28 protein-coding genes and 1 tRNA gene are annotated in these 26989 nt (G+C 53.7%); 16 read left to right on the top strand and 13 right to left on the bottom strand.

What is annotated here, in order from left to right:
* Window positions 1-165 precede the first annotated feature (165 nt).
* Window positions 166-465, top strand: coding sequence for a hypothetical protein (locus tag AB9F26_RS07205; protein ID WP_039003510.1), 300 nt, complete (start codon window positions 166-168; stop codon window positions 463-465).
* On the opposite strand, the gene larB is transcribed toward AB9F26_RS07205, so the two are convergent.
* From larB to AB9F26_RS07180, 5 genes are read right to left on the bottom strand one after another with little or no spacing between them, the layout of a single operon-like run.
* Window positions 462-1142, bottom strand: a complete 681-nt coding sequence (gene larB, locus AB9F26_RS07200; RefSeq protein ID WP_335584428.1) for a nickel pincer cofactor biosynthesis protein LarB — start codon at window positions 1140-1142, stop codon at window positions 462-464. The genes AB9F26_RS07205 and larB overlap by 4 nt on opposite strands.
* Window positions 1139-1942: an adenine nucleotide alpha hydrolase gene (locus AB9F26_RS07195; protein WP_369767701.1), complete on the bottom strand. Its 804-nt coding sequence runs from the start codon at window positions 1940-1942 to the stop codon at window positions 1139-1141. Before AB9F26_RS07195 ends, larB begins: the two co-directional genes overlap by 4 nt.
* Window positions 1935-3089 (bottom strand): LarC family nickel insertion protein, encoded by a 1155-nt coding sequence (locus AB9F26_RS07190; protein ID WP_369767700.1) that lies wholly within the window; start codon window positions 3087-3089, stop codon window positions 1935-1937. The genes AB9F26_RS07195 and AB9F26_RS07190 overlap by 8 nt, the downstream gene beginning before the upstream one ends.
* Window positions 3086-4375 (bottom strand): nickel-dependent lactate racemase, encoded by a 1290-nt coding sequence (gene larA / locus AB9F26_RS07185; RefSeq protein ID WP_369767699.1) that lies wholly within the window; start codon window positions 4373-4375, stop codon window positions 3086-3088. The genes AB9F26_RS07190 and larA overlap by 4 nt, the downstream gene beginning before the upstream one ends.
* On the bottom strand, window positions 4365-5630 hold the full coding sequence (locus AB9F26_RS07180) for a glycerate kinase (protein WP_369767698.1): 1266 nt from the start codon (window positions 5628-5630) through the stop codon (window positions 4365-4367). The genes larA and AB9F26_RS07180 overlap by 11 nt, the downstream gene beginning before the upstream one ends.
* Before the next feature lie 89 nt (window positions 5631-5719).
* Between AB9F26_RS07180 and AB9F26_RS07175 the strand changes: the two genes are divergently transcribed.
* Together AB9F26_RS07175 and AB9F26_RS07170 are read left to right on the top strand one after the other, a co-directional pair.
* The gene (locus AB9F26_RS07175; protein ID WP_369767697.1) at window positions 5720-6508 is read left to right on the top strand and encodes a FadR/GntR family transcriptional regulator; all 789 of its coding nucleotides are present in this window, start codon (window positions 5720-5722) and stop codon (window positions 6506-6508) included.
* A gap of 33 nt (window positions 6509-6541) precedes the next feature.
* A tRNA-Gly gene (locus tag AB9F26_RS07170) sits at window positions 6542-6615 on the top strand.
* A 25-nt stretch (window positions 6616-6640) separates the two neighbouring features.
* Here the strand turns inward: AB9F26_RS07170 and AB9F26_RS07165 are convergent.
* The 4 genes from AB9F26_RS07165 to AB9F26_RS07150 form a co-directional block, all read right to left on the bottom strand.
* Window positions 6641-8683: an ASKHA domain-containing protein gene (locus tag AB9F26_RS07165; RefSeq protein ID WP_369767733.1), complete on the bottom strand. Its 2043-nt coding sequence runs from the start codon at window positions 8681-8683 to the stop codon at window positions 6641-6643.
* Between the two features lie 74 nt (window positions 8684-8757).
* A complete protein-coding gene (locus tag AB9F26_RS07160; protein WP_335584434.1) occupies window positions 8758-9735 on the bottom strand; it encodes a methyltetrahydrofolate cobalamin methyltransferase in 978 nt (325 codons plus the stop codon).
* 10 nt (window positions 9736-9745) lie between these two features.
* Window positions 9746-10690 (bottom strand): methylenetetrahydrofolate reductase, encoded by a 945-nt coding sequence (locus tag AB9F26_RS07155; protein WP_369767696.1) that lies wholly within the window; start codon window positions 10688-10690, stop codon window positions 9746-9748.
* A gap of 26 nt (window positions 10691-10716) precedes the next feature.
* Complete coding sequence (locus tag AB9F26_RS07150; protein WP_335584436.1) at window positions 10717-11013, bottom strand: virulence factor; 297 nt, start codon at window positions 11011-11013, stop codon at window positions 10717-10719.
* Between the two features lie 297 nt (window positions 11014-11310).
* Here AB9F26_RS07150 and AB9F26_RS07145 point away from each other — a divergent pair, with 297 nt between their 5' ends.
* Together AB9F26_RS07145 and AB9F26_RS07140 are read left to right on the top strand one after the other, a co-directional pair.
* Window positions 11311-12423 (top strand): Ppx/GppA phosphatase family protein, encoded by a 1113-nt coding sequence (locus tag AB9F26_RS07145; RefSeq protein WP_335584437.1) that lies wholly within the window; start codon window positions 11311-11313, stop codon window positions 12421-12423.
* Between the two features lies 1 nt (window position 12424).
* Entirely contained in the window at window positions 12425-13219 is a 795-nt protein-coding gene (locus tag AB9F26_RS07140; protein ID WP_369767695.1) for an RlmE family RNA methyltransferase, read from the top strand.
* 25 nt (window positions 13220-13244) lie between these two features.
* On the opposite strand, the gene AB9F26_RS07135 is transcribed toward AB9F26_RS07140, so the two are convergent.
* Window positions 13245-14117 carry a LysR family transcriptional regulator gene (locus AB9F26_RS07135; protein ID WP_369755741.1) on the bottom strand — a complete coding sequence of 291 codons (873 nt, stop codon included), beginning with the start codon at window positions 14115-14117 and terminating at the stop codon, window positions 13245-13247.
* Window positions 14118-14209: 92 nt separating this feature from the next.
* Here AB9F26_RS07135 and AB9F26_RS07130 point away from each other — a divergent pair, with 92 nt between their 5' ends.
* Both AB9F26_RS07130 and AB9F26_RS07125 read left to right on the top strand, forming a co-directional pair.
* The gene (locus tag AB9F26_RS07130; protein ID WP_369767694.1) at window positions 14210-14683 is read left to right on the top strand and encodes a cytochrome c; all 474 of its coding nucleotides are present in this window, start codon (window positions 14210-14212) and stop codon (window positions 14681-14683) included.
* A 34-nt stretch (window positions 14684-14717) separates the two neighbouring features.
* Window positions 14718-15623 carry a c-type cytochrome gene (locus AB9F26_RS07125; RefSeq protein WP_369755740.1) on the top strand — a complete coding sequence of 302 codons (906 nt, stop codon included), beginning with the start codon at window positions 14718-14720 and terminating at the stop codon, window positions 15621-15623.
* Window positions 15624-15684: 61 nt separating this feature from the next.
* Here the strand turns inward: AB9F26_RS07125 and AB9F26_RS07120 are convergent, their stop codons facing one another.
* Window positions 15685-16254, bottom strand: coding sequence for a YcbK family protein (locus tag AB9F26_RS07120; RefSeq protein ID WP_369755739.1), 570 nt, complete (start codon window positions 16252-16254; stop codon window positions 15685-15687).
* Window positions 16255-16575: 321 nt separating this feature from the next.
* Between AB9F26_RS07120 and AB9F26_RS07115 the strand changes: the two genes are divergently transcribed.
* Genes AB9F26_RS07115 through AB9F26_RS07100 form a run of 4 tightly spaced genes read left to right on the top strand, consistent with a single transcriptional unit; the run spans window position 16576 to window position 20798 of the window.
* Entirely contained in the window at window positions 16576-18186 is a 1611-nt protein-coding gene (locus AB9F26_RS07115; protein ID WP_369767693.1) for a murein L,D-transpeptidase, read from the top strand.
* Window positions 18187-18213: 27 nt separating this feature from the next.
* Window positions 18214-19302, top strand: coding sequence for a UDP-3-O-(3-hydroxymyristoyl)glucosamine N-acyltransferase (gene lpxD / locus AB9F26_RS07110; RefSeq protein ID WP_369767692.1), 1089 nt, complete (start codon window positions 18214-18216; stop codon window positions 19300-19302).
* Window positions 19303-19329: 27 nt separating this feature from the next.
* Window positions 19330-19593 carry a phosphopantetheine-binding protein gene (locus AB9F26_RS07105; RefSeq protein WP_335586684.1) on the top strand — a complete coding sequence of 88 codons (264 nt, stop codon included), beginning with the start codon at window positions 19330-19332 and terminating at the stop codon, window positions 19591-19593.
* Complete coding sequence (locus AB9F26_RS07100) at window positions 19590-20798, top strand: beta-ketoacyl-[acyl-carrier-protein] synthase family protein (RefSeq protein WP_335586685.1); 1209 nt, start codon at window positions 19590-19592, stop codon at window positions 20796-20798. The genes AB9F26_RS07105 and AB9F26_RS07100 overlap by 4 nt, the downstream gene beginning before the upstream one ends.
* A 69-nt stretch (window positions 20799-20867) precedes the next feature.
* On the opposite strand, the gene AB9F26_RS07095 is transcribed toward AB9F26_RS07100, so the two are convergent.
* Window positions 20868-21515 (bottom strand): invasion associated locus B family protein, encoded by a 648-nt coding sequence (locus AB9F26_RS07095; RefSeq protein ID WP_335586686.1) that lies wholly within the window; start codon window positions 21513-21515, stop codon window positions 20868-20870.
* Between the two features lie 538 nt (window positions 21516-22053).
* Here AB9F26_RS07095 and AB9F26_RS07090 point away from each other — a divergent pair.
* Both AB9F26_RS07090 and AB9F26_RS07085 read left to right on the top strand, forming a co-directional pair.
* The gene (locus AB9F26_RS07090; RefSeq protein WP_369757652.1) at window positions 22054-23622 is read left to right on the top strand and encodes a helicase HerA-like domain-containing protein; all 1569 of its coding nucleotides are present in this window, start codon (window positions 22054-22056) and stop codon (window positions 23620-23622) included.
* A gap of 7 nt (window positions 23623-23629) precedes the next feature.
* Window positions 23630-24052: a PaaI family thioesterase gene (locus AB9F26_RS07085; protein ID WP_335586687.1), complete on the top strand. Its 423-nt coding sequence runs from the start codon at window positions 23630-23632 to the stop codon at window positions 24050-24052.
* 58 nt (window positions 24053-24110) lie between these two features.
* On the opposite strand, the gene AB9F26_RS07080 is transcribed toward AB9F26_RS07085, so the two are convergent.
* The gene (locus AB9F26_RS07080; protein ID WP_335586688.1) at window positions 24111-24344 is read right to left on the bottom strand and encodes a DUF1127 domain-containing protein; all 234 of its coding nucleotides are present in this window, start codon (window positions 24342-24344) and stop codon (window positions 24111-24113) included.
* Window positions 24345-24435: 91 nt separating this feature from the next.
* Here AB9F26_RS07080 and AB9F26_RS07075 point away from each other — a divergent pair, with 91 nt between their 5' ends.
* The 3 genes from AB9F26_RS07075 (at window position 24436) to rpsI (ending at window position 26956) form a co-directional block, all read left to right on the top strand.
* The gene (locus AB9F26_RS07075; RefSeq protein ID WP_369767691.1) at window positions 24436-25827 is read left to right on the top strand and encodes a PLP-dependent aminotransferase family protein; all 1392 of its coding nucleotides are present in this window, start codon (window positions 24436-24438) and stop codon (window positions 25825-25827) included.
* 176 nt (window positions 25828-26003) lie between these two features.
* Complete coding sequence (gene rplM, locus AB9F26_RS07070) at window positions 26004-26468, top strand: 50S ribosomal protein L13 (protein WP_039003529.1); 465 nt, start codon at window positions 26004-26006, stop codon at window positions 26466-26468.
* Between the two features lie 2 nt (window positions 26469-26470).
* Complete coding sequence (gene rpsI / locus AB9F26_RS07065) at window positions 26471-26956, top strand: 30S ribosomal protein S9 (protein WP_039003530.1); 486 nt, start codon at window positions 26471-26473, stop codon at window positions 26954-26956.
* Window positions 26957-26989: the final 33 nt, after the last annotated feature.

Below are 26989 nucleotides of genomic sequence, written 5' to 3'. Positions count from 1 at the left end.
TCGCGGTAATTTAATGACTTTGACGGCAATCGCATCAGAAGCGCCCTGACCTGCAAAACGCACGATAAATGTATAAAATTCAAGGCAAACCGAAAAGTTTCGCGGATTATTAAGATTCAGTCTGCATGATCCAAAGCGGGTGATTTGGGTTTTTAGGATGGGTTTATGAGCATACACCAAGATATTTCTCAAGGTGGCACAGATGTGTCAAATGGGACAGCAGACGCAAAGAATAAAGTGCAAAAACGTTTTCGAAATGTTGTTGTAAAGCGGGAACGGCTTTTTAACCTGCTTCAAGAGGAGCATTTAAAAGAACGGCTTGCGGCGCAGGAAGAAAACGTTTCCAAAGATACGCCCAGTGCCTGCGTTTTCCGGCTTTATGGGACGGGGCCATTGCCCGAAGTCAAACCAATGGCCGCTGAAAACGACGACCCAACATCACAAGGGGTTGTCACATTTCGTTAGAAAACGATAGCACCAGTGTCTTTTTCGGAAACCGCAGTAGGGCGCAATATTTTGGCGGCTGCTGCGGCAGCTCCAAAGCCGTTGTCGATATTTACGGTCAAGACACCAGGTGCGCAACTTGCCAAAGCTGAGGTGAGGGCCGCCTGTCCGCCTTGGGAAACGCCATAGCCGACGGACGTTGGCACAGCAATTACCGGAGCACAGACTAATCCGGCAAGGACCGAAAAAAGCGCACCTTCCATACCTGCAATTGCAACTATCAATGGAAATTCGCGTAATTCCGGTAGACGTTCTTGCAATCGCCACAATCCAGCGACGCCTAGATCGGCGAAGAGCACTGCGTTTAAACCAAAAAACTGCGCTGTTGAAATAACTTCCTGCGCAACCTTATGGTCGGACGTTCCACCCGTCACCACGGCCAGTTTTGGTGCATTCGGCGCGATTTTTGGCGCCCGAAAGACTGCCGTTCGTGCAACCAAATCGCAGAGAACATTGTGAGGAGCCAACGCGTGCAATTGTGCGTCCGTCAGGCGGGTCATCAATAGTGGCGTCTGGGATTGTACATGTGCGTCAAAAATGTCCAATAGATGTTCCACAGACTTATTTTCGGCATAAATTACTTCGGGGAGGGACGTTCTCGCTTTACGATCCCAATCAATATTTGTGTGTGATTTCATGATGATATCGGCATGATGAACGCGCTCCCTCGACTATAGGCTGCATGGCTTACGAAAGGTTTTCCGGCCATTTCGCAAAGCGTTTTGACCGCTTGAAGGGCCGCTTCGCTCGGCTTGGAACTTGTATCCAGTCGCAACCCGTTTGGCGTGAGGCGACACCGAATGTCGTCCGCATCCATCATCGTGGCCGCGGCAGTCTCGATTTTATGGATGAGCGCCAAGTCGCCGGCGGAAATGGCAATGCCCGTCTCAACGCGACTGGCCAAACAGGGTTGTGCGGGCAATGTGGCGATATCCGGCAACCCCAGCAACCGCGCGAAGTTTCGCAACTCCGATTTGTCGATTTTGGCCTCTACAAAAGGGTGTAAAACGTTATTCTCTTTCGCAGCAATCAATCCGGGTCTGTATTCGCCAAGGTCGTCCAAATTTGTGCCAGCAGCTAGGTCTCCGTGGCATTCCTGACGGATGCGTGCATAGAGATTACTTTTACAGAAATAGCAGCGATTATGGGGGTTTTTAATGTAATTTGGGTCGTCAAACTCTCGGGCGTTGAGTGTTTTAAGCGTCCAGTTTTCAGTTCGCGCCATATCCCTCACGCGCTGCGTGGCTTCGCTCGGAACGGCCGGTGACAGCGCGTGGGCCACAGTGACCTGCCCATTGAGGCGTCCCGCAATCGTTGCAAGCGTTAGACTGTCAACGCCACCACTCACGGCTACTGTCAAGTTTGAGGATTGCATAACAACCCTGCGCAAACGCTGAAATGTGGCGAGTTTCTCAAGGGCTTTCGGAATATCATGCATCACGTAGTCCCTCAGATTCACGGGCTTGCTTGCGCCGCTCAGCAAGGCTCAAAAGGGGGGCCAAAGCGTCGCTCTCGACCTTAATTGTGTTTCCAGTGGGCCTGTTGGCCGTTTTAATTGGCCAGCCTGCATGCGTTTCGGATGTGCGTCGCAGAATTTTTCGGCGAACTGTCGAAAATCGAACTCCAAGCGTTGATGTTTGGATAAAACAGGCGCGTATGACGGAGTCTTGATGTGCGGGAAGCGCCAAAATGCGAAGTGCCGTGCGATTGCGTCCTTTTTTCCCCAGTTCTTGCCGACATCCGACGTCAATTACCCCTTCCGTCTCGCGTAGGTATTCGACTGAGATAGCCAGTTCTTCGCCTGTCATGTCGTCGATTTCAAACGCGATTTCACTGACCATATCCTGTTGTATATCATCGACGGTCGACGTTGTTTCTAAGACCCTCAAGATATTGGCGACGTTGGGGAAGTCCTTCTGTCCTGCCCCCATGCCTGTGTTGCAAACGGACCCCGGAGGAGCCGCTTTTGCAGGTTCCAAATACTTAAGAATCGCGGCGCCGGTCGGAGTAATTCTTTCGCCGCTAACACCATCATCATAACCCTCAAAGCCGTGCAAGAGGAGGGTCGTCGCAGGGGCAGGAACGGGAATCCAGCCATGCTGTGTTTTCACGCGACCAGAGCCGAGCGGCAGTGCACTCACAGACCAAGTTGCGGCGGCTTGATCAATGATGCTTGCGGCGCCAACAATATCGGCGAGGGAGTCCCAATCGGCGACCTCATGAAAATGGACCGCGTCAATTTTAACGCTATGGCATTGCGCTTCAGCTGAAGCTAAGTAGGTGAAAATGTCGAGGGTAATTACCTTTACTTCATCCCGTAAGTCGCTGCCATTAATAAATTTTTTAATGTCATACCAGTTGTGTGTTGGTGGGGCGTCGGTTTCAATTTTGAAGGTGACCTGCGACGCTCTAAACCCAGCTTTCTTGACCGTAGCAACAGTTAATCCAACCGCGAAATCTAGCCCCGCATCGGAAATATCTTGGCGCAAAATCGGCGCAAAATGCGGAAATGTATCCAACATGGCCGCAAGGAACATATCGCCCGAGATACCGCCCAAAACATCTAGGTGAAGGTGGCGGCTCATGCCTTTTTCCGTGCCTGTGGAACCACATAGGGCCCCTCTGGGATCACAGCGATATCGGCGTCGCCATGCGTTTTGATACTCGCGGCGATGGCTGCAGTGAGGTCTGTGACGCGGGAAATACCCGTGACCGCGAAATCCGCTTCGGGTAAGTGCGATGAATAGAGATGCACATGCCCCGCGCGCATGGGTTTGAGCTGCATTTCGGTCTGCCATTCGTCAACATCAGCAAGAGATTTAGCCAGTAGGGAGTCCAGAAATGCTGTCGGGCCCATTGCAACCAATTTTTCTTGCGCGGCCCGAAAATGTGGCGAGCCAAGCCCTTCGCCGCAATGGGATGCGATGATCAACGTGCCTCCGGGCGCAAGGATATCGAGGGGAGTGACCATGCCTTTCACCGTTTGGTAATAGGTTTGGTCCAACGGATAACCCGCAGCGGAGGTCACGACCGTTTTGAACGTCCGGCCCACGGGGATTTCGGTGAACTCTCGCACAAATTCAACGGCGGAAAGGTGGCTTTGGATGATCTCGCCGAAGCTTGCAAAAACCAGCCTGCGTTTTTCGTCAATAACGGTGTTTAAGGCGTAGGTTTCCCCCAGCATTTGCACGATTTCGAGCTGTTCTTCATGCAGTGGATTGGCCACCAGATTGCATTCCTTAGCGGCGGGGTCTTCCATGAACCGCGCCGAGTGAAACGTGCGAATGGTTTCGTGATGCGCAACACCGGGGGCGACAACTTTGCGCCCACCAGAATAGCCCGCCATAAAGTGCGGCTCCACGAGGCCCGTAGCAATCCGTAGATCAGCGTCGACCAGTCGTTTGTCAAGTTTGACCGGAACGCCGCGTCCTTTAGTGACGCCTAAATCAACGTGATCCTCATCGTTGAGCGCATAGTGGTTTTCAACCCGAACGTTCTCTAATACCCAAGGATCATTGACTAATTCTTCGAGTTCCTCACCCAAATTGGGCCGATGAAGCCCCGTCGCAATGAGGACGGTGATCTTATTTTTAGGAATGCCGGCAGCAATCATTCCCTCGATCATAGGGCGCAGGAAAAGATGGTTTGGAACGGGGCGGGTGATGTCGCAAATCAGGATACATGCGGATCTGCGACCCTGACACAGGGCCTCGAAATTCGCGCTGCCAACGGGGTTGCTTAGGGCATTGGCGATGAGATTTTCTGGCGAGTCCGGCGTGGGAAACGCGGGTTTTGTAATGACGGTCACCTTTGCGCCCTCGGGCAAGGTTAGTTCTAGGCCCTCGCGCCCATATAGAAGGTCAATTTTCATCTGTTGTCTCCACAAAAATCGCTCTGAAATCGTTCACGTTGGTATGGGTCGGTCCGGTTTGAACGAGACCGTCGATCCCTTCGAAAAAACTATAGGCGTCGTGGTTTGCCAGTGCGGTATAGGCCGCATCGCGGGTGGCTTTTGCGTGGGTCTGGGTCGTCCAAATCGCCCCCGCGTTATGTTCTGATCCGTCGCGTCCATCTGTGTCGCAGGCCAATGCCGAGATTGCCCGATTGTCCCAAGCGGCGAGGGCAAAGCCCAACAAAAACTCGCTACAGCGCCCGCCTTTGCCCGGTTTTGCACGCACGGTCACGGTTGTTTCTCCGCCGGAAATCAGGACGGCCGGCCCACGTGCGGGTTGGCCGTGGCGGCTAATTTGTGTCGCGATTCCCGCCATAACTTTTCCGGCCTCGCGGGCCTCACCTTCAATTGCGTCGCCCAAAATTATCGGGGTCACTCCAGCGCGTTTCGCGACAGCGGCGGCGGCCTCAAGGCTTGCTTGGGGGGCGGCGATGATGTGGGTTTGGGCTTTGGTAAAGGCAGGATGGTCGGCGTTCGGTGTTTCGCCATCGGGGCCTTTTAAAACGTCAAGGATGTGGTCGGGAAGGTCGATGGAGAACCGCTCGATGATCGAAAGCGCGTCCGCGACGGTGGAGGCGTCGGGTACAGTTGGGCCAGAGGCAATAATCGATGGCGAGTCGCCGGGAACGTCGCTTATGGCTAAGGTTAGAATTTGCGCAGGAGCGGCTGCTACGGCGAGGCGACCTCCTTTGATGGCCGAGAGGTGTTTGCGCAGCACATTCATTTCGTCTATTGCAGCACCACTTTCCAAAAGAAGTTTATTTAACAATTGCTTATCATTCAATGTTAAACCATTTGCGGGGGCAGACATCAGGGCGGAACCGCCGCCAGAAATCAGGCAAAGCGCGAGATCCTCTGGCCCCAACTCCTCTACGAGCACAAGAATTCTGCGGGCTGCATCAACACCTGCGGCGTCAGGAACGGGATGCCGCGCTTCCACAATTTCGATGCCCTCACAAGGTAATGACGCACCGTGTGGAACGATGACGAGGCCTTCGCACGGCCCCCATTGCGCTTCAACTGCCTGTGCCATGCGCGCGGAGGCCTTTCCTGCGCCGACGACAACCACGCGCCCCTTGGGTTTTTCTGGCAAATAGGGGGGAACCGCTTTGAAGGGGTCCGCTGCTTCAAGAGCCGCGTCAAAAAGGGATTTCAGGAAGTCACTAGGTATCATTTCGGCCTCGGTAGACGGTGGCGTGAATGGGTGTGCTTGCTTTATATGAGATTGTCAGGCAATCTGTCAATCAATCAAGGAGTAGCCACATGTTCAAGCCCGTTGCACAGGTTCCAAGATACCGCCTTGTGGCCCAGCAAATCGCTGATCGTATCCTAGAAGGTGCGCTTAAAGCGGGGCAGAAAATGCCTGCGGAGCGAGTATTGGTCGAGAGTTTAGGCGTTTCGCGCGCCACGATCCGAGAAGCACTTATTGCGTTAGAAATAACGGGCTACGTCGAAAATAGGTTCGGGGCAGGGGTGCAAGTTGCGGCCCGTCCGCCGCGGGACAATCAGTTACTAGAACTTGCAGGGCCGGGACCATTTGAGCTTTTGGAAGCGCGAATTATGATTGAGGGCGAAGTCGCAGCCCTCGCGGCAGAAAACATTGGCCCTGAAGAAATTGCGCGTCTGAAAATGTTGATTGATGCCATGCAAAATGAAAGCGGTAGCGCGTTTTGGGGCGAAAATGCGGACGAAGAATTCCATCTAACGATTGCACGGGCGACGGGAAATCTAGCGTTAGTGAATGCTGTTGCCGAATTTTGGTGTCAACGATTGCAGATGCCAATGTGGGTTAAAATCCACAGTCGTGTGAACGTCGATGCAATGAAACCTCAATTAATTCAAGAGCATGTGGAGATCGTTTCAGCTCTGGAGCTAGGAAATGGTCCCAAAGCACGCGAAGCGATGCGCCGCCATATCGCGTTGTTTGGGGCGCAGATTTTGGACGGTTGGCAGGCTCTGGCGCCTGAAGACCGCCAAGAAGTTTCTCCACCACCAGAACGGTTGCGGCGTCGTGTTGAAACGGAAATCGGAGAATGGGATTTCCCCTCTTGAACCGCTCAAAATCGCGAGATAAAATGTCGGCATGCGGGTGTAGATCAATGGTAGAGCAGCAGCTTCCCAAGCTGAATACGAGGGTTCGATTCCCTTCACCCGCTCCAAAATATTCCCTTTAAAATCATAACGTTAGCCGCGACGTCTGCGCCGCCGTCCGCCGCCCTCTGTTCCATCACCAGACGTGTTGAAATTCAACGACGGCAAGGTCAGAATCGCGTCGAGATGTGGGAAGCCATCCACGGCATTGGGGATGTTTGACGCGTTGACGAAATGCTCCTGAAAGCGGGGTTCAATAGCGGTTTCGATCTTGTGGATGGCGCGTACCGTGGCTTCGATCTCGCGCCTTGCGTCAGTATTCAACAGTGCGATCCGTGCGCCTGTGCCTGCCGCATTGCCCGCAGAAGTCACTTTTTCAAGGGCGCAGTCGGGGATCATTCCCAAAATCATCGCGTGTTTTGGACTGATATGCGCGCCAAACGCGCCGCACAGCACGATGCGATCCACAGTGTCGACATCGAATTTGTCCATCAGTAAGCGCGCGCCAGAATAGAGCGCGGCCTTGGCCATTTGGATTTCGCGGATGTCGCGATTGGTCACGGTGATTTTTGTGCCCCCAAGCGGTGTCGCGTCATAAACGAGGTAGGAATTAGTCCGTCCATCGGGGAAACAACGCGGCGTGCCGACTTGCTCGGCTGATCCGATGAGGCCCGGCCCGTCGACGATCCCTGCAACGCGCATTTCTGCGACCAATTCGATAATTCCAGAGCCGCAAATGCCCGTGACGCCCGTTGCCAAGGCGACCTCGTGAAACCCTTCTTCGGTCGACCAAAGGTCGCTGCCGATGATTTTAAAGCGTGGTTCCTTGGTCTCGGGGTCGATTTCGACACGTTCAATGGCACCTGGTGCGGCGCGTTGACCTGCAGAGATTTGTGCGCCTTCAAAGGCGGGGCCCGTGGGAGAAGAGCAAGCTAACACACGGGTTGTATTGCCTAAAAGGATTTCCGCATTGGTGCCGACGTCGACAACAAGCACAAGGTCTTCGGATTTTTCGGGCGCTTCCGACAAGGCAACTGCCGCGGCATCCGCGCCAACGTGACCCGCGATGCACGGCAAAATATAAAGCGCGGCGTTTTCATGCAAGGGCAAACCAACATCGCGTGCGGCCAAATTGAGGGCGTTTGAGGTTGCTAATGCGAAGGGCGCTTGACCCAATTCATAGGCATCAATTCCCAAAAACAGGTGGTGCATGACCGGGTTGCACACGATGGTCGAGTCGACAATTTGCGACAACTCGATGTCGGCCTCTTTGGCGACGTCGCGGCACAATTGCGCCATGCCTTCGCGCACGGCGGCGGTCATTTCAACTGATCCGCCTTCGTTCATCATGCCGTAACTCACGCGGCTCATCAGGTCTTCGCCATAGCGGATTTGGGGGTTCATCAGGCCTGCGCTTGCGACGACTTCTCCAGTTTCCAAGTTACACAAATGGCCGGCAATTGTGGTCGAGCCGAGATCCACCGCCAGCCCGAAGAGTGCGCGTTCGTCAAATCCTGCGAAAATGTCGAGTAGGACGGGTGCGGTACCCGTGCCCGCGTCGTGGATGATACAAGTGACTGACCAGTCTCCTTTGCGCAAAACCTTTTGCAGACGGGTTAAAACGGGCAGGGAGGCCGTGATGCCCACAATGTCCCATTGGTCAGACAAGCCTTTGGAAAGGCGTTCAAAATCCCCCGTGGGTTCGTGCATGTCTGGTTGTTCTACACTGACCAAAACACGGCGGATAGAGGGGGCGAGGGTAATGTCACGGGCCTCGGCGCGTTTGCGCACGACCTGTTTGTGCACTTGGCTTTCGGGGGGCACGTCGATCACGATATCCGACGAAATCACTGCCTGACACCCCAATCGTCGGCCTGGTTTTAGGCCGCGAATGCGATCATAGCGCTCTTCAACTTCGTTGATAGGTGACAGCGCCGTTTTTGCCACGGTGAGCCCGTGTTTCGGGAACTCGCCAAAGGAGGGTTCGACCTGACATTTGCTACAAATCCCGCGCCCGCCACAGACGGAATCTAGATCAACGCCCAATTGACGCGCCGCCGTGAGCACAGGGGTGCCCACAGGAAAATGCCCCCGTTTTCCGGAGGGTGTAAAAATCACGAGGGGGTCGATTTTGATGTCACTCACGGGGAAACTCATTTTTTAGGAAGCAAAGGGGGCAAATTTCACCCCCTTTTTGGTGTTTCTTTTAGTTAACGGCGACGGCGGCGTCCACCGCGGCCCGAACTGGCTTCAGCGGATTCTTTCGAGGCGTCCGCAAACGACATTCCGGCGGCGACGGCCTCTAGAACACGGCTGAATTTAATCCATTCTGTGCCGTGCGGGTCGTTGTTGTTGAGGAAATTCGCGGCGCGAATGGCTTCCATTTCAACAGGGCGCACAGGGTTCATGATCGCGCTGGTCATGCCAGCCCCGATGGCCATCGGGAGGAAGGCGGCGTTGATGCCGTGACGGCGCGGCAGACCAAAGGACATGTTTGATGCGCCACAGGTCGTGTTAACGCCCAATTCATCGCGCAAACGCCGAACGAGGGTAAAGACTTGTTGCCCCGCAGTCGCCATCGCGCCAATCGGCATAACCAGCGGATCAACCACGATATCATGGGCGGGAATGCCAAAATCGGCGGCCCGTTCTACGATCTTTTTGGCGACGGCAAAGCGCACATCGGGGTCTTCAGAAATGCCGGTATCGTCGTTAGAAATCGCCACAACAGGCACGTTGAATTTCTTAACCAGCGGTAAAACCAACTCGAGACGCTCTTCTTCGCCCGTCACGGAATTGAGCAAGGGCCGGCCCTCGGCGGCTTCAAGCCCCGCGAGAAGGGCTGCGGGAACCGAGCTGTCGATACATAAAGGCGTGTCCACAACCTTTTGAATACGAAGGATAAGTTCGCGCATCAAAGGTGGCTCTACGAAGTTGTTATCGGCATAGCGGGGGTCTTCGGCCATTTTGTTGGAAAACACCGCACCCGAGTTGATGTCCAGAATATTCGCGCCACACAGCATCTGCTCAATAGCATCGCGTTCAACGGTCGAGAAATCACCAAGCTCCAATTCGGCAGCGAGTTTTTTGCGGCCCGTTGGGTTGATCCTTTCGCCGATGACGCAAAACGGTTCGTCGAAGCCTATAATGGAGGTTTTGGTCTTACTTTCAACGACGGTACGGGTCATGGGCTATCCTTTAAGGGTCTTGTGGTGCCAAAGCGGCGGTATCGGAATGAGCGGGCGTGGCATTAGAGTGTGAAAGAGCCCAGTTTGCGTTCGTTGTAATGCCACCCAATGGGAAGAAATGCAACGATTTCAACAAGCTTTTTGGATTGGCCGCTTTATAGTCGGCGAGGCTTTTTACAAGGTCTGTTGGCTCATAAGGCACAACCAGTTTCGTGACGTCGCGGGCGCGTTTTTGCAAAACGCGGAGCGAGGGGCCAACGCCACAGGCAATGGCAAAACGGATGAGGGTTTGCAACTTGGCAGGACCCGCGACGCCCAAATGCACGGGGATCGTAATGCCTGCGGCCTCAAGGGTCTCGATCCATTTGATCACGGGGGCGGCTTCAAAGGCGAATTGCGTCACGATGGCCATTTGCGCGTCGGAGCGGTCGTTGAAATCTTGCTTCCAACGCAGGGCGTCCATCACGAGGCGGTCAGTGCCGTCGGTATCAATATCGCGGTTGCCTTCGGGGTGGCCCGCAATGTGCAGACGTTTGAAACCGTCAAAAAGACCGGTTTCTAACAGCTGCATTGAACTGTGGAAGTCACCGTGGGGTTTCGCGACACCGCCGGCGAGGATCAGGCCTTGCTCAACGCCCGCTTCGCCTTGGTAACGCGCAATCCAATCGGCCAATGTGGCGCGATCTTGAATGATGCGCGCGGGAAAATGCGGCATGACTTGCATACCGTCACGGGCCAAACGCGCAGCGGTGGCGACCATCTCTTCAATCGGTGTGCCTTCGATATGCGCAACGTATACGCGGGTATTTTGGGGCAGGAGGGCGCGGAAATCGTCAACCTTTTCGGCCGTGCGCGGCATGACCTCAATGGAATAGTCTTCCATCAATGCGGTCACATTGCGGGGCACGATATTCTGGGTGCCAGACTCGCGGCGTTTGAACGATAACAGTGACATACATGCCCTCCAAAAGGAGGATGGGGTTAAGCCCATCCGTTATTGGTAATCAGCGCTTTGAGGCGGTCACGATCATATTCGGCTTCGATTTCAGCAGCTTTGGCCTGTGCGGCCTCCTCGTCACTGCCTTCAACTTCGACCGAAGGGGCTTTGCGCCACTCCGCGAGATACGCGTCGGTGCCTGCGGCCCCCGAAGCCATTGCCGCACGATCAATCGCTTGCTCAAACCGCTCAGAGAGCTGAATTTTCACACTGCGACGGCCACGTCCAACGATGACCTGTGCTGGCATATCTCGCCAATATACGATGGTAACTTGTGCCACTGCTGATTCCCTTCTCTCTTTAGTTTTAGGGTGGCCCGCGCGCAATTAAGGTCGAATTTCGACCTGACATCTCGTTTTCGCGACCCATAGCCCAAAAGGCGTGCTCGGACGTAGCCCAAAAGGCGTGCTCGGACGTAGCTCTAAAGGTTTGCGCGCGGCAGTGCTACGGGGCAGCATTGGAAAAATCTTCATGTTCATTATGAGGGGCGCAAAGCGCGTATTGCCCGACGAGTGTCCTTGCACCTGTGCACAGAAGGACATAGCTTGGGGATAACTCGAAAATGAAAGGGCGTAAAAATGACGCCCAAGCGTCCCGATGGTGCGGGCGCGATCCCAGTTGCGGTTGATACCCCCGCGCCAATACACACCGATTCCGTGCCGCTGTATGCGGCACTGGATTTGGGTACAAATAGTTGCCGCATGTTAATTGCGCGTCCCAAAGGTGCGCAATTTGAAGTTGTCGACAGTTTTTCCAAGTCGGTTCAGCTTGGATCAGGGCTTGAGGCTTCTGGCCGTTTGTCTCGCGGATCGATCGCGCGCACGGTTCAAGCGATGCGAATTTGCCAAAAGAAACTACGTCGCCACAAAGTGACGCGGATGCGATTGATTGCGACCGAGGCCTGTCGACGGGCCACCAATGCGCATGAGTTGATTTCGCGGGTGAAGCGCGAAACCGGCCTTAAGCTTGAGATTATTCCCGCCCAAGAAGAGGCGCGCCTCGCGGTGATTAGTTGCGCGCCTTTGATGAGCCGTAAAACCGAGCAATTGCTGGTTGTGGATATTGGCGGCGGTAGCACGGAGCTTGTTTGGCTCGATGTTTCCCACCTTCCCAAACGCGACCGAAAAGCCGCGATTATGCAGGTAAAACATGGATTTGACGGCAAGAAGTTGCCCGATACAATGGCGCGGGTTGTGGATTGGATTTCGGTGCCCCTTGGGGTGGCGACGCTGCGCGATCAGTTTATGGATGTGGATAATGACGCGGCGCGTTTTGCCTTGATGAGTTGGTTTTTTGAGGAGAAATTGGCGAATTTCACCCCCTATATCGGCGACCACATTCGGGCTGGATTTCAGATCATTGGCACCTCGGGAACCGTTACGACCGTCGCTGCAAGTCACTTAAATTTGCGTCGCTATGATCGCAACAAGGTCGACGGCTTGCAAATGACCAGCGACCAAATCGATGCGGTCATTCAGGAATATTTGTCGCTTGGTCCGGACGGGCGGCGCAACGATCCACGGATTGGCAAAGATCGACAGGCGTTGATCATGTCTGGTGCCGCGATTCTTCAGGCCTTGCTGCGGATATGGCCAACGGATAAACTTTCAGTTGCGGATCGCGGTTTGCGCGAAGGGCTGCTATACGCCCTAATGAGCGCCGATGGCGTGTTAATAGATGAGGCCGATTAAAATGGCAGACGGTTCTGAAAAAGGCGGCGCAGGGCGTCGGGTTGGCGGCAAAGGGGCTGGCGGCCCGGGATCGCGGGGCGGCTCTGGACGTGGATTGCGCGACCTTCGGGTCACGGTAAAAACTGCGCGTGGACGCAAGCTTTCCTCGACACTTTGGCTCGAACGCCAACTCAACGACCCCTATGTCAAACGGGCGGGCGCCGATGGCTATCGCGGTCGTGCGGCCTATAAGATTTTGGAATTGGACGATAAGTTTAATTTCTTCACGCCCGGAGCGCGCGTTGTCGATTTAGGCTGTGCACCGGGGGGGTGGTGCCAAGTTGCAGTGCGGCGTGTGAATGCGCTCGGCGAGAAAAAGGGCAAGTCCATTGGCACCGTTTTGGGGGTTGATCTCCAAGAGGTTGAACCTATTCCCGGGGCCGATATCCATGTTCTCGATTTTCTGGAAAACGATGCTGACGAGCAAGTCAAAACATGGCTTAACGGTCGCGCCAATGTTGTGCTGAGCGATATGGCGGCCTCGGCATCAGGACATAAACAGACTGACCACAACCGGATTATGGCGCTATGTGAAGCCGCCGCTTATTTCGCTTTTGATGTACTTGAGCCTGAGGGAACCTTTGTTGCCAAGGTTTTGGCAGGTGGAGCCGAAGATTTCTTGCAGAAGATTTTGCGGATGAAATTCAAGAAGGTGACCTACGTTAAGCCACCAGCCAGTCGTGCGGACAGCTCAGAAAAATTCATTGTCGCCACAGGGTTTCGCGGCGGCACGGCTGCGGATAAATCTAACATCTGATAAACGGTTTTTGCGCGGTCCTTGATTAAAGTTTGCCGCGCAAAATATCGGCGCGGTCGGCGAGACAGGCCGAAAGTTGAGCCCGAAGCGCACGAATTCTAGGAGTTTGCGCGAGGTCCGAATGACTCGCAACCCAAATCGGCACCGTCATTTCGGGTGCCTGTGTTTCACGGCGTATTAATCCGGGTGCTGCGTCGCCGATAAAACTCGGTAAAAACGTACATCCAAGCCCCGCAACGGCGAGACGGCACAGCGTTTGAAAGCTGTCTGCGGCCGCAACACATGCGGTTTGCGGAATGAACTTGGACATCCAATTGGCAGGCTGGGAGCGAGCCAGCGGACCAACTAAGGTGATCCAATCGTTCGATTTTTCAGGCGAGAGTGTGCGGGACATATAGGCTGAAAATCCCATGATGGCAGCTTGTTCCCCGATCAAATCGTCCTCAAGCTTTAGGGCAGGACGCACCGTGATATCGGCCTGTAGGCGGCCCAAATCGACATGGGCATTTGTGGACAAAAGCTCAATGTATAACTGGTTGGTTTGGGACTGCAATTGGGCCGCAATTTCGGGCAATATCGAATGGCAAAACGTGTCGGTTGAGGTCACACGGACCGTTCCGCTCAAGACGGGGCGCGCGTGTCCGCCGAGGTTTTGCACCGCTCGAAGCGCATCCTCGGCCTCACGCGCGGCGGCAAACACGTCGCGTTTATCAGTTAGAACTTGATAACCATGGGCTGTACGCTCAAACAATACCGTGCCGAGTTGTTCCTCGTAGCTTGCGACCCGTCGCAAAACGGTCGCGTGATTTACACCCAAATGCTTGGCCGCCTTTGAAACTGACCCTAAATCTGCGACGGCCAAAACAAATCGTAGGTCATCCCAGTTTTCCTTGTGCATAAATAAAGAGGACCTTCTGCAAAATTGGGGACTGTCTATGTATTTTCTAACAGCTAACCTTAGATAAACGACTCTTTGCAAGGAAAATTCATATGAAACGTCTTTCTATTCTTCTCGTTAGCGCCGCCGTTGCTATTTCTGGCGCAACTATCTCATTTGCCAGCACCGAAGCCGAACTCAAAGCCGCGGTTGAAGCGCGCCAAGAGAATATGAAGCAACGCGGCAAAGAGCTCGGCGCTCTTGGCGCGATGCTCAAAGGCGAAGTGGCCTATGACGCGGCCGCAGCACAGGCCGCGGCCGATGCTTTGCTCGCAACGGTTACCGCCGATCAATCCGGTTTTTGGTTGCCCGGAACCGACAGCGACACATTTCCCGGGTCACGCGCAATGCCAGCAATTTGGGCTGAAGGCTCAAAAGCTGGCGAAGAAGGTGCTGCCCTTGTTGTCGCGGCCGAGGCGATGGTCGCAACCGCGGGGCAGGGTGTTGATGGCATCAAGGCCAGCATGGGGGGCGTCGGTGCCGCCTGTAGTTCTTGCCACAAAGCCTACCGCGCTCCAAAGAAATAGCTTTCTTTAAGACACTGTTTCTAAAGGGGAACCTATGGCATCCTGGGGAAAGAAAATTGCGAGCGGTGGGGGAATCCTCGCCGTTTGTGTCGTTGCTGGCCTCTATATCACTAAGCCGGAAAGGCTCGCGCCTGATGCGTTAGAGGGAATGATCCCCAACACAGAAAATGGCGCGCGAGTCTATTCGGCGATGGGCTGTGCCTCCTGCCACACGGCACCCTTGGGAGTAGAGTATGAAAACGACGCACTCGGAGGCGGAAAGCGCTTTCCTAGCCCCTTTGGAACCTTTATCGCGCCCAATATTTCATCGCATCCCACAGCAGGTATTGGCACATGGACCGACCTAGAAATCGCCGACGCTGTTCTAAAAGGGACATCGCCCACGGGGGAACATTACTATCCGGCGTTTCCCTATGCGACCTTCAACAAAGCGAAGTTGCAAGACATTGTAGACCTCATCGCGCATTTGCGCAGCCTTCCCGCAATTGATACGCCGCGAGAAGCACATGATCTTGGGTTTCCGTTCAATATGCGGGTGTCCCTTGGCGGCTGGAAGCTGCTGTTCGTCAATACCGATTGGGTCGTGACCGGCGATTTGACCCCGCAGCAGGAACACGGCCGCTATTTGGTCGAAGCTATGGGGCATTGCGGCGAATGTCATACGCCACGGAATGTGCTTGGAGGCAGCGAGAAGACGTTGTGGCTTGCGGGCGCCCCAAATCCGGTGGGCAAAGGGCGCATTCCAAATATTACGCCGGGGGAATTTAACTGGTCAGAGTCTGATGTGGTCGAATATTTAACGTCGGGCTTTACACCAGAATATGATTCCGCAGGAGGGGAAATGGCCGATGTTATTGAAAACATAGCTAAACTTCCTAGCGCCGACCGCGAAGCCATTGCGGCCTATCTTCAGATCGTTCCAGCCCATTCAAACAAATAAGCCGCCTCAATTAAGAGAGCGGCTTGAATGTAGGGCAGGAGTGGTGTGAGGGAAGTCGCTTTTAGCCGCCCCAAGAACGTACAGGGCCGCAATCCATATGGACGAAATTAGATCGGCTATATTTGCCAACGCCACCAGCACTACAGGAGGCCGCAGCTTTCGCCATTTGCGAAACAGTGCGCGATTTGAGGCGTAAATCGGCAGCTTGGCCGACCATGTGCAGCGAATTTTTGGCAACGCCGCGTGACCGTGAGCGTAAAAGTTGGTTGGTTTTGCGGCTGCGATATCCGGACAAAAGCATGTAGGGCTCTGTGACATCCAAAAGACTATGGGAGGCCGTGATGATATCAATTGTGCGTGTATCGATATTTTTGGCTTCGTCCTGACGCCAGTCGCGCATAAAATAATTGATCTGTGTGAGGGCAGGTTTGATATATTCGCCATCGATCCAATAGATCATGTCGATATTTTCACCCGTACGTTGGTTGAACATGTTGATACGGCGTATGTCGCCACTTCCGCGCAAAAAACCCGCAGCGCTTGAATATGTGGGCGCTGCTGTGATCGCGGTTGCCGCAAAAGCCGCTAAAAGGCCTCGGCGGGATAAGCCCGCAGGTGTCGCTAGTGTCATTGGTACTGCCCGTTCTCGTTTTTTGGCCACATTTGCGTGCGGCTGCATTGTTCCCCAGATGCACCTTTCTTATGACATAATCGAAAAAAACCGCCAAGGCTTGATTCCAACAAGGTGGGAATTCCGCCGTTTTTGGGCGAAATGTTGCGCATAGGTCTTAGTCAAAGCTTAATTTCCACCTGATATTTAAAGTAAGGAGTAATTCGGGTAAGCTGAGGTTGGAAAGCGGTACCCCGCGAGAACGTGATCGTGCATGCACTTGCTTTTCAAGAAAGATTTACGTATTCCGCGACATTAAATCGTGAACGGAACGAGGATAAAATGGTATTTTTGCGCGCAGGCTTTGCTTCTTTTTTGTTGGTTTTGATGTCTGTGGTGGTGACGCTTTCAGCCTCAAGTTCAGCGCAGGCCGAAATCACAGCCTTTAAACAGGCTGTCGCTGAAGAATCTGCAAAAGACGCAGGAATCGCCGCGTTCTATCGTGGACGGAATTTTGAGCCAATCTGGACCCAGAACCGTGGAAAAGATGCAACCCGTCGCAAGGCGTTTTTGCAAGCGATTTCGATGGCGAGTGTGCATGGACTTCCGGCTGGCCGTTATGACCCAAATGTCTTTATGGCCGACCTTGGACGCGTTAAAAACCAACGTGACTTGGGGCGCATCGAAGTCCAGATGAGCCGCCTGTTTGTACAATATGCCCAAGATATTTCCCGCGGAATTGTGACCCCGTCAAAAGTTGATCCCGGGATGGTTCGCAAGGTTTCCCGCTATAATTCAGAGGATCTGTTGACGGCCTTCACCAAATCGTCCCCTGCTGGTTTTTTGAAAAATCTGGCCCCCAAAAATCCCGAGTATTTGGCATTGACCAAAGAGAAGCTCACGCTCGAGAAACAGCTTGGACGCGGCGGATGGGGCCCCACGGTTAACGCCAAGAAGCTTGAACCCGGCGCGAGTGGGAATGATGTGGTAACCCTTCGTAACCGTTTGATTGTTATGGGATATATGGGGCGTTCCGCCAGCCAAACCTACGATGTTACTCTGCAAAAGGCGGTGCAACAGTTTCAGCTTACCCACGGGTTAAACCCAGATGGCGTCGCAGGGGCCGCGACAATTTCGGAAATCAACGTTCCCGTCGAGGGGCGATTGAAATCTGTTATGGTCGCTATGGAGCGTGAGCGTTGGTTGAACGGCGTTGAGCGCGGTAAACGCCACGTATGGGTAAATATTACAGATTTCCACGTCCGCATTATGGATGACAATAAAACCACCTTCGAAACACGGTCGGTCGTCGGCAAAAACACGTCCGATCGTCAAACGCCCGAATTTTCCGACGTGATGACCCATATGGTTATCAACCCAACATGGAATGTTCCCCGTTCTATTGCGGTGAAAGAATACCTTCCAATGTTGAAAAAGAACCCAAATGCGGTTTCGCATTTACGGCTGATCAACGGTTCGGGCCAGATTGTAAGTCGCGAAGGTCAGGACTTTACACAATATTCCGCCCGTAATTTCCCCTTCGATATCAAGCAGCCCCCAAGTCGCGGCAATGCTCTGGGTTTGGTGAAATTTATGTTCCCTAATCGCTATAATATCTACTTGCACGACACACCGGCCAAGGATTTGTTCGGCCGTGAATCGCGCGCCTTTAGCCATGGATGCGTTCGATTGCGCGATCCACAGGATTTCGCGTTTGCTCTTTTGGCCAGACAGCAATCTGCTCCGGAACCTTATTTCAAAAAGATTTTGGCCACGGGGCGCGAAACGACGGTTCCGCTTGATCAACCGATTCCCGTTCATATTGTGTACCGCACCGCCATCACGGACCCAAAAGGACGGACTAATTATCGTCGGGATGTTTACGGACGCGATGCCAAAATATTTGATGCAATGCAAAGGGCTGGGGTTACATTGCAGGCCGTTCAAGGCTAAATCTCCCAGTAGCTTTTGGGGGACTGAATGACACATCGTATTTCAGAGATTGCAGCAGCGCTTGGAGCGGAAGCTTTTGGCGCTGTCGATCTTGAGATTTCCGGCGTTTCTGAACCTGCTAATGCGGGCCCACGGGATCTCGCGTTGGCGATGGATCCCAAATACGCCGACGGCCTCGCGCAAGGGAAAGCACAGGCCGCGATCCTTTGGCAAGGGGCCGATTGGCAGGCACTTGGGTTGAAGGCGGCGCTGTTTGTGCCGCGTCCACGCTATGCCATGTCAGGCGTCACACGTCTCCTTGATCCGGGTCCGCAGATTGTCGGAATTCACCCGACAGCCGTGATTGATCGCAGCGCGAAAATTGGCACAGGGGCGGCCATTGGCCCCTTTGTGGTGATCGGGCAAAACGTCGAAATCGGTGTGAGCGTACGGATTGCCAGCCATTGCAGCATTGAAGAAGGCAGCACCATTGGCGATCACGCGCTGTTGCGGGCAGGTGTGCGGATTGCGGCGCGCGTCTCGATTGGGCACAATTTTATTGCTAATCACGGAGCCATTGTTGGCGCCGACGGATTTTCCTTTGTGACCCCCGAAAAATCCGGCGTTGAGAATGCGCGCGAAAGCCTTGGCAATCAGGGTGACGCGCAGGCGCAAAGCTGGACCCGTATTCACAGTCTGGGCGGCGTGACCATCGGCGACAACGTGGAGCTTGGCGCGAATGTCACGATTGATCGCGGCACCATCCGCGACACACGCATCGGCAACGGCACGAAGTTGGACAACCAGGTTCATCTTGGCCATAACGTTCAGGTTGGCGATGATTGCCTATTGTGTGGACAGGTTGGCATCGCAGGATCAACCGTGATCGGCAACCGTGTGGTTATGGGTGGCCAATGTGGCGCGAGCGATAACATTTTTATCGGCGATGACGTGGTTGCGGGCGGGTCGTCCAAATTATTTACCAATGTGCCTGCGGGTCGGGTGGTATTAGGCAGCCCTGCCGTTAAGATGGAAAACCAAGTGGATATGCAAAAAGCGCTCCGCCGTCTGCCTCGAATGATGCAGCAATTTCGGGAGCTTCAAAAAACTGTTTCAAACATCGTGCAAAAAGACTAGATCAGCCCATAGCGGAAAGGGCAATCAATGCCAAACGTACAAGAAAAAATATTCGAAATCGTCGCGGAGCAAGCCGTCCTCGATGTCTCTGATGTAACTCTTGAAAGTACATTGGAGGACCTAGGCATCGACAGTCTCGGACTGGTCGAGTCGATCTTTGCGATTGAAGAAGCCTTTGATATCCAAGTGCCCTTTAATGCCAACGACCCAAGCGAAAGTGACTTTGATATCTCGACGGTGGCGTCAATCGTGAAAGCGGTCCGTGGGCTGGTAAACGAGCCTGCTACGTGAAACGAGTCGTTATTACGGGTCAGGGTGCAATTAACTCCCTTGGCCACACGGCGGTTGCCACTATGGAAGCCATGCGCGAAGGTCGTTGCGGCATTGGCGCGTTGCATTTTCGCGACGTTGAGCGCTTGTCCATCAAGATTGGCGGGCAAGTCACAAATTTTGATCCGGAGAGCCTTTTTAACCGCCAGCAGATTGCCCTTTATGATCGCTACACACAGTTTACGTTGATCGCGACCAAGGAAGCGATGGAGCAATCTGGCATCGTTTTCGACGGCGAATTGGCACATCGTTCTGGCGTGATTTTGGGCACCGCTGGCGGCGGCATGAATACGCAAGACGAAAATTACCGTTCCGTTTACGAAGAAGGTAAAAACCGCGTTCACCCCTTTGTGGTGCCAAAGCTGATGAACAATGCGGCCACCTCGCATGTCTCGATTGAATACAATATCATGGGGCCAAGCTTTACCGTCGCAACCGCCTGCGCCAGTTCCAACCACGCGATGGGACAGGCGTTTAACATGATCCGCTGTGGGATGGCCGATGCGATGCTGACGGGGGGGTCCGAAAGCATGCTGTGTTTTGGCGGCGTCAAGGCTTGGGAAGGCCTCCGAGTTATGTCCCGCGATGCCTGCCGCCCATTTTCAGCAAACCGAAACGGCATGGTTCAGGGCGAAGGGGCTGCTGTTTTCGTGTTTGAGGAATATGAGCACGCCCGCGCACGTGGCGCCGAAATATTGGCGGAAGTCGTTGGTTTTGCAATGACATCGGATGCCTCCGACATTGTTATGCCATCCAAACACGGAGCGGCACGGGCAATTTCGGGCGCGTTGAAGGACGCTAAGCTCGCCCCGTCGCAAGTGGGATATATCAACGCCCACGGCACGGGCACCGCGGCGAATGACAAAACCGAATGCGCCGCTGTTTCCGCCGTCTTTGGCACTGCGGCGGATGATTTGATGATCAGTTCAACCAAATCGATGCATGGGCATTTGATTGGCGGGACGGGGGCTGTGGAGCTTTTGGCCTGCGTAATGGCGCTGCGGGACGGCATTATTGCACCCACCATCGGCTATGAGCAAGAAGATCCAGAATGCGCGTTGGATGTGGTGCCGAATGTGGCGCGCGAGGCGGACGTGGATCATGTCCTCTCAAACGCCTTCGCTTTTGGCGGTTTGAACGCGGTTTTGGCGCTTAAGCGTATATAACATTTTGTTATTTCATGAAAAAGGCCCGCTATCGATGTGATGCGGGCCTTTTTCTATTCTGGTTTGATCTTATTTTTTGGGTTGCAAGGCGACCAGTTTGTCATAGCCCAGTGTAAATCCTTTAAGGGAAATCGTGGCCGTTGCCGTTTGATCTGGTGCAACTGCGGGTACGATTTGAAGACTGGCGGCGCTGCCCTTTTTATACGCGGCTATGTCTTCAGCAAGCAAACCGATGCGGCCAACGCAGCCGACCGAACCACAGAAAGAATAGGGATAGCGGCGCGCGTCTGTGGAATCCACCGAGATCAAGATACCTGGGGGCAGCATTGTATCGAGGGGCGTAATGATGGTGGCGCCCGCAACTGCTTTGGAATTCGGCTCATTGATCGGAAAAATCGAGATTTCAGCAAAAGGGCCTTCGCCATTTTGCAGTAGCTGATACAGCTGGCAGGGATCAAATTCCTCTTCCGTCTTGGCACATCGAATTTGCCAGTCGCCGGAAACATCAAGCAAGTACTCTTCGCCCACAACAACTTCGTCTTTTGTTGGCAAGCGGGTCTCAACGGGCGTTCCAGTCGAGAGTTGATCCGCAACCGAAGGGGCCGTTTCTGAATCTGGTGTCTCTTCTGTGGCGGGGGCTTGGTCTGGGCTTGTTGTGTCTTGGGCTAACGCGAGGCTAGGAAGTGTCACAAAGCAAGCTGCAAGTATTGATTTCATCGCTAAATTCATGGTCCGTCCGTTCTTGTTGTCGTTTCAACGGATTTAGCACGTCTTTTACGTGCTGTCAGGTTCGAATCGAACAGAAACGAATTGATCCTGTCGAAAATGGTATTCCTAGCTGCATTGGGGGCGGATCACAGGTGAATCACGCGTTTAGACGCCAGTAACCCATCCTGAGGAGCGCGCAAATTAGCCATGGATTGAGAGCAAGGCTTGGTTCTAAACGTAAAAAAGGGCCTTGAAAACAAGGCCCTTTTCGATTTTTCTCCCTGTCGGACTTGCCGACTATATTATTGATTGGAACGCTACGGCCTTCTTGTGAATTGGTCAACAAAAAAAACGGCGATTTTTTGCCGAGGAATGAGAATTTCATGCGCGCCAAAAAAAACCGCGCCCAAGGGCGCGGCAAGTCTGACAGGGGGGAAGTCAATTCAATCAAAAGAAGACTATTGACTGAACTAACCTTACATTAGCGTATAAAGGTTAAGACTAAGTTGCCTAGCCGATAGTTTGTATGAAATGGAGAATAAACTGTATGCCCGATGACCTGAAAAGCGAAATTTTTGTCGGCGGTGGCGGGGAGGATTATGCCGCTCCACAGTTTCTAAAACTCAAGTATGCAAACCGCCACGGGTTGATCGCGGGGGCGACGGGGACGGGTAAAACGGTGACCCTGCAAATCCTCGCCGAGAGTTTCTCCAAGGCCGGCGTTCCGGTATTCCTGTCTGACGTGAAAGGCGATCTCGCAGGTTTGGCGGTCGCTGGGAGCGCTACCGCGAAACCCCACGATTCCTTTACCGCACGAGCAAAACAAATCGGTTTTTCCGACTATGCCTATCGTTCTTTTCCCGTCACGTTTTGGGACCTTTTTGGCGAGCAAGGCCATCCGATCCGCACAACAGTCGCTGAAATGGGGCCGCTCCTTTTGGCACGGATGCTCGAGCTTTCTGAAGCGCAGGAGGGTATTTTAAACATTGCCTTCCGCTTGGCGGATGAGGAGGGGCTCGCGCTTCTTGATCTTAAGGATTTGCAGGCTCTTCTAGTTTGGCTTGGTGAAAACGCGGGCAACATCACTCTGAGATACGGTACAGTTTCCGCGCAATCCATTGGCGTTATTCAGCGTCGTTTGTTGGTGTTGGAAAATCAAGGCGGGGCGGCGATTTTCGGCGAGCCTGCTCTGGCGCTTGAGGACATGATGCAAACCACGCCCGAGGGAGAAGGGCGGATCAATATTCTCGCGTCTGACAAGTTGATGTCCTCGCCGACACTCTATGCGACCTTTCTGCTATGGCTTCTGAGTGAGTTGTTTGAGGAATTGCCCGAGGTTGGCGACCCGGACAAACCTAAACTTGTTTTCTTCTTCGACGAGGCGCATCTGCTCTTTAATGGGGCGAGCAAAGCCCTTGTGGATAAGGTCGAACAGGTCGCGCGGCTTATTCGTTCCAAGGGTGTGGGTATCTATTTTGTGACCCAGAATCCCGACGATGTACCCGATGATATTTTGAGCCAGTTGGGTAATCGTGTTCAACACGCGTTGCGTGCCTTTACGGCCAAAGATCAGAAAGCGCTGCGGCTTGCGGCCGACACATATCGCGACAATCCGCGCTTTTCTACCGAGGAGGCGCTGCGCGAAGTCGGGGTGGGCGAAGCCTTGACCAGTATGTTGCTCAAAAAAGGCATCCCGAGTGTGGTTGAACGGACATTGGTTCGCCCCCCCAGTAGCCAAATGGGGCCAATTGCGGACTCGGTGCGCAAAGCCACGATTGCAGCGTCGCCCCTCGCGGGAAAATATGAAACCGTGACGGATCGCGCGTCGGCCTACGAGATGCTTGCGAAACGGGCGGATGACGCGGCGAAGGCCGCAGAAGCGGATGAGGCAGCCCTTGAGGAGGCAACTCCGATGGAACGCGAATTCAAAACAGCGCGCCGCTATAACGGAAGCCGCGTTGGACGCTCTAGCGCCACCTCGACACGTCGGGCGAAAAAAGCCACTTCGCGTTCGTTTGGGGAAGCCATGACCAATGCCGTCCTCAAAGAGTTGAATGGTACAACAGGACGCCGGATTGTGCGTGGCCTCTTGGGCGGTTTGTTTAAGGGAAGATAGGGTGAGTATGACAATATTAATGGATGTTGAGGCCCTAAACGCCTTTTTGATCGCGGAATTTCCGCAAGTTACGGGCGAATTTAGAGTTCGTTCCGTAACGCCACTGGATGTCGTCGTTGAAATGTTGATGACTGACGCCCATTTGCGCCCCGGCGGTACGGTTTCGGGGCCAACGATGTTCGCGCTTGCGGATGTCTCAGTATTTCTGGCCATCTTAGCGCGCATCGGCCCCGTTGGGTTGGCCGTTACGACCAATGCCAGTATCGATTTCATGCGTAAACCAGTGGCAGGGAAAACGTTGATTGCGACGGCGCGTATCTTGAAATTGGGGCGGGTTTTGGCAGTTGGCGATGTATTGATACAATCCGAGGGGCAAGAGGCCCCCGTGGCCCGTGCCTCAATGACCTATTCCATCCCACCAAACCGGTAAGACAAAAAAAGGCCGGAGCATTGCCCCGGCCAGGAAGAGGTTCTGTCAGGAGGGGATATTATTCCTTCCAGAACGGACGGCGGGCCTCCGTAAGGGCTTCGCCGCGTGAAATACCGATGTCTTTAAGATCGGAATTCGTCATTCTATTAAGGCTACGACGCGTTCGCACCCGTTGATCCCAGAGCGTGATCGTGACCGCGACGCGCAACGCAATCAAACCCAAGGCGGGTATGTTTTTGCGGCTCTGCAAATAGTGCAGGGGCTGTGCGTGACTTGCGGGGGCGATCGTCATGGTCTCAATCCTTTGTGTTGATACAATCCATTTGATATTTCGTAATTAAGTGATACAATCGGTAAAAATCCAAGTCCAACGAAAGATTGTAATGAATACAATTTGGTTTCCCGATCTGTCCGCCTCCGACGGTCCCAAGTATAAAACGCTCACAAGTTCGATCCGTGATGCAGTTGCGATGCGCCATCTTAAAAAGGGGGAGCGCCTCCCTCCGGTGCGGGATTTAGCGTGGGAATTGAAAATCACCCCCGGAACTGTCGCGCGGGCCTATCGCAAACTGGTTGAGGACGGTGTTTTGCAGGCTGCTGTTGGGCGCGGCACATTTGTGGCCGATCGCACATCTGCGCATGTGTTTGAGGGCGACCCTCTTATTAATACGCTGCAAGAAAGCACCGTTGATTTTCGCGGCTGTCGGGTTTCGGATGTGGGGCAGGGCGAGATCGTAAAGGAGGCCCTGATCCGAGTCGCCTCGCGCGCGGGCAATCGTTATGTCGATTACCCAACCGCTGCGACCGATCGTGCGGCACGCGCGGCGGTGTGCCATTGGATTGGACCTGACCACGTGGGGCGCATTGAGCCGGATGATGTGGTTCTGGGATTGGGGGCGCAAAACTGTAGCATTTTGGCGCTTCAATCCATCCTGCGCGGGGCGCATCCCGTCATTATGACCGAACAATTAACCTACCCCGGTGTGCGCCGCGCCGCGCAGCTTTTGCGGGCTGAAATTGTTGGGCTTAAAATGGACAGTCACGGTATTTGCCCCGATTCCTTTGAGGAAGCCGCGCGAATGCATGGTGGTAAAGTCCTACTTACTTCGGCTGAAGTTCATAGCCCGACAACGATTAATACGCCCTTGGAGCGTAAACTCGAATTGGCCGATATTGCCCGTCGTCACGACATTCAAATTATCGAGGATGACTGCCATCGGATTGATACCCCCAAGGCCCTGAGCTATCGGGCGATCGCGCCTGATTTGGCGTGGTACATTGGATCTTTGACCAAAAGCGTTGCGGCGAGTTTGCGGTTTGGCTTCATTGTGCCGCCCACAGGGGCCGCACCCCTGACGTTACAAGTGGCACAATCATCGTTTTATGGCCTGCCGCAACCCATCCTTGATGTCTGTGAAGAGCTCATTCTTTCTGGCGCGGCCAGTGAGGTGCGCAAAAAAGTGGTACAAAGTTGCCAAGAGCGTGTGCATCAAACCGTGAATGTTTTGGGGCAATGGGATATCCGTTGGCGCCCTGATGCGCCGTTTATCTGGCTTAAAATGCCGCGGGGTTGGCGTGGGTCTAGCTTTGCTGTGGCCTGCAAAAGTCGTGGCATTCGGGTTAAACCCGCCGATGAGTTTGCCCTTCCCGACGGCGATTCCCCAAATGCGGTGCGCTTGGCGGTGAATGCAACGGGGAACGACGAGGCGCGCTTGGCGGCCCTTGGCGAGATTAACCAAATTCTCCAACATCCCGAGCAAGACGCCGAAATTTAGGGAATTGCGTCAAAATGAGTGGGGTATTATTGTACCTAAATAATAAATCGTTGTTTTTAAACGATTTATTGCGTCTTTTAGCACTTGTTTGCGCGCCAAACCCCTTTATAACCCCGACATCAATTAGCGGTATGGGATTCCCCATGCCATCATTCGACCACGATAGGGTATCCTACATGAAAACCTTCTCTGCGACTCCTGCGGATATCGATAAGAAATGGATCATCATCGACGCTGAAGGCGTTGTTTTGGGCCGTCTTGCTTCGATCATCGCAACACGCCTTCGCGGCAAGCATAAACCAACCTTTACGCCTTCGATGGATATGGGTGACAACGTGATTGTTATCAACGCTGACAAAGTTCAGTTGACTGGCAAAAAACGTGACGACAAAATCTACTACTGGCACACTGGCCACCCTGGTGGGATCAAGCAGCGCACTGCACGTCAAATCATCGAGGGTAAATTCCCTGAGCGTGTTTTGACCAAAGCTGTTCAGCGCATGTTGCCTGGCAACCGTTTGAGCCGCACGCTTATGACAAACCTGCGCGTTTATGCGGGCACAGATCACGGCCACGAAGCCCAAGCACCAGAAGTTCTTGACGTTAAAGCCATGAACTCCAAAAACTCACGGGGTGCATAAGCATGTCTGAAGATATCAAATCACTCGACGATCTGAACACAATTGTTGAAGGTGTTGCCGCAGTAGAAGCCGCTCCCCTTCGTGAACAAGTTCGCGATAGCCTTGGCCGCTCCTATGCGACTGGCAAACGTAAAGACGCGGTTGCCCGCGTTTGGATCAAACCAGGTTCCGGTAAAGTAACGGTAAACGGCAAAGACATGCCTGTTTATTTTGCACGCCCCGTGTTCCAAATGATCCTACGTCAGCCTTTCACGGTTGCTGGTGTTGATGGCGAATTCGATGTTGTTGCAACTGTTAAAGGCGGCGGTCTTTCTGGCCAAGCTGGCGCGGTTAAGCACGGTATCTCTAAAGCGCTTCAACTTTATGAACCCTCCTTGCGCGCAGCCCTGAAAGCTGCTGGCTTCCTCACACGCGATAGCCGCGTTGTTGAGCGTAAGAAGTTCGGTAAAGCAAAAGCCCGTAAGAGCTTCCAGTTCTCCAAGCGTTAATTGGCTTCGAGTACTTTACTCTACAAAAAAGAA

This window comes from Falsihalocynthiibacter sp. BN13B15, from assembly GCF_041205415.1.
GTDB classification, from domain to species: Bacteria; Pseudomonadota; Alphaproteobacteria; order Rhodobacterales; family Rhodobacteraceae; genus Falsihalocynthiibacter; species Falsihalocynthiibacter arcticus.
This window is presented reverse-complemented; position numbering and strand designations above follow the sequence as displayed.

What these genes read in the sequence shown, in the direction of transcription:
- AB9F26_RS07205 (WP_039003510.1), top strand. Translation starts at nt 166, where the DNA reads ATGAGCATACACCAAGATATTTCTCAAGGTGGCACAGATGTGTCAAAT.
- larB (WP_335584428.1), bottom strand. Translation starts at nt 1,142, where the DNA reads ATGAAATCACACACAAATATTGATTGGGATCGTAAAGCGAGAACGTCC.
- AB9F26_RS07195 (WP_369767701.1), bottom strand. Translation starts at nt 1,942, where the DNA reads ATGCATGATATTCCGAAAGCCCTTGAGAAACTCGCCACATTTCAGCGT.
- AB9F26_RS07190 (WP_369767700.1), bottom strand. Translation starts at nt 3,089, where the DNA reads ATGAGCCGCCACCTTCACCTAGATGTTTTGGGCGGTATCTCGGGCGAT.
- larA (WP_369767699.1), bottom strand. Translation starts at nt 4,375, where the DNA reads ATGAAAATTGACCTTCTATATGGGCGCGAGGGCCTAGAACTAACCTTG.
- AB9F26_RS07180 (WP_369767698.1), bottom strand. Translation starts at nt 5,630, where the DNA reads ATGATACCTAGTGACTTCCTGAAATCCCTTTTTGACGCGGCTCTTGAA.
- AB9F26_RS07175 (WP_369767697.1), top strand. Translation starts at nt 5,720, where the DNA reads ATGTTCAAGCCCGTTGCACAGGTTCCAAGATACCGCCTTGTGGCCCAG.
- AB9F26_RS07160 (WP_335584434.1), bottom strand. Translation starts at nt 9,735, where the DNA reads ATGACCCGTACCGTCGTTGAAAGTAAGACCAAAACCTCCATTATAGGC.
- AB9F26_RS07155 (WP_369767696.1), bottom strand. Translation starts at nt 10,690, where the DNA reads ATGTCACTGTTATCGTTCAAACGCCGCGAGTCTGGCACCCAGAATATC.
- AB9F26_RS07145 (WP_335584437.1), top strand. Translation starts at nt 11,311, where the DNA reads ATGACGCCCAAGCGTCCCGATGGTGCGGGCGCGATCCCAGTTGCGGTT.
- AB9F26_RS07140 (WP_369767695.1), top strand. Translation starts at nt 12,425, where the DNA reads ATGGCAGACGGTTCTGAAAAAGGCGGCGCAGGGCGTCGGGTTGGCGGC.
- AB9F26_RS07135 (WP_369755741.1), bottom strand. Translation starts at nt 14,117, where the DNA reads ATGCACAAGGAAAACTGGGATGACCTACGATTTGTTTTGGCCGTCGCA.
- AB9F26_RS07130 (WP_369767694.1), top strand. Translation starts at nt 14,210, where the DNA reads ATGAAACGTCTTTCTATTCTTCTCGTTAGCGCCGCCGTTGCTATTTCT.
- AB9F26_RS07125 (WP_369755740.1), top strand. Translation starts at nt 14,718, where the DNA reads ATGGCATCCTGGGGAAAGAAAATTGCGAGCGGTGGGGGAATCCTCGCC.
- AB9F26_RS07120 (WP_369755739.1), bottom strand. Translation starts at nt 16,254, where the DNA reads ATGACACTAGCGACACCTGCGGGCTTATCCCGCCGAGGCCTTTTAGCG.
- AB9F26_RS07115 (WP_369767693.1), top strand. Translation starts at nt 16,576, where the DNA reads ATGGTATTTTTGCGCGCAGGCTTTGCTTCTTTTTTGTTGGTTTTGATG.
- lpxD (WP_369767692.1), top strand. Translation starts at nt 18,214, where the DNA reads ATGACACATCGTATTTCAGAGATTGCAGCAGCGCTTGGAGCGGAAGCT.
- AB9F26_RS07105 (WP_335586684.1), top strand. Translation starts at nt 19,330, where the DNA reads ATGCCAAACGTACAAGAAAAAATATTCGAAATCGTCGCGGAGCAAGCC.
- AB9F26_RS07095 (WP_335586686.1), bottom strand. Translation starts at nt 21,515, where the DNA reads ATGAAATCAATACTTGCAGCTTGCTTTGTGACACTTCCTAGCCTCGCG.
- AB9F26_RS07090 (WP_369757652.1), top strand. Translation starts at nt 22,054, where the DNA reads ATGCCCGATGACCTGAAAAGCGAAATTTTTGTCGGCGGTGGCGGGGAG.
- AB9F26_RS07085 (WP_335586687.1), top strand. Translation starts at nt 23,630, where the DNA reads ATGACAATATTAATGGATGTTGAGGCCCTAAACGCCTTTTTGATCGCG.
- AB9F26_RS07080 (WP_335586688.1), bottom strand. Translation starts at nt 24,344, where the DNA reads ATGACGATCGCCCCCGCAAGTCACGCACAGCCCCTGCACTATTTGCAG.
- AB9F26_RS07075 (WP_369767691.1), top strand. Translation starts at nt 24,436, where the DNA reads ATGAATACAATTTGGTTTCCCGATCTGTCCGCCTCCGACGGTCCCAAG.
- rplM (WP_039003529.1), top strand. Translation starts at nt 26,004, where the DNA reads ATGAAAACCTTCTCTGCGACTCCTGCGGATATCGATAAGAAATGGATC.
- rpsI (WP_039003530.1), top strand. Translation starts at nt 26,471, where the DNA reads ATGTCTGAAGATATCAAATCACTCGACGATCTGAACACAATTGTTGAA.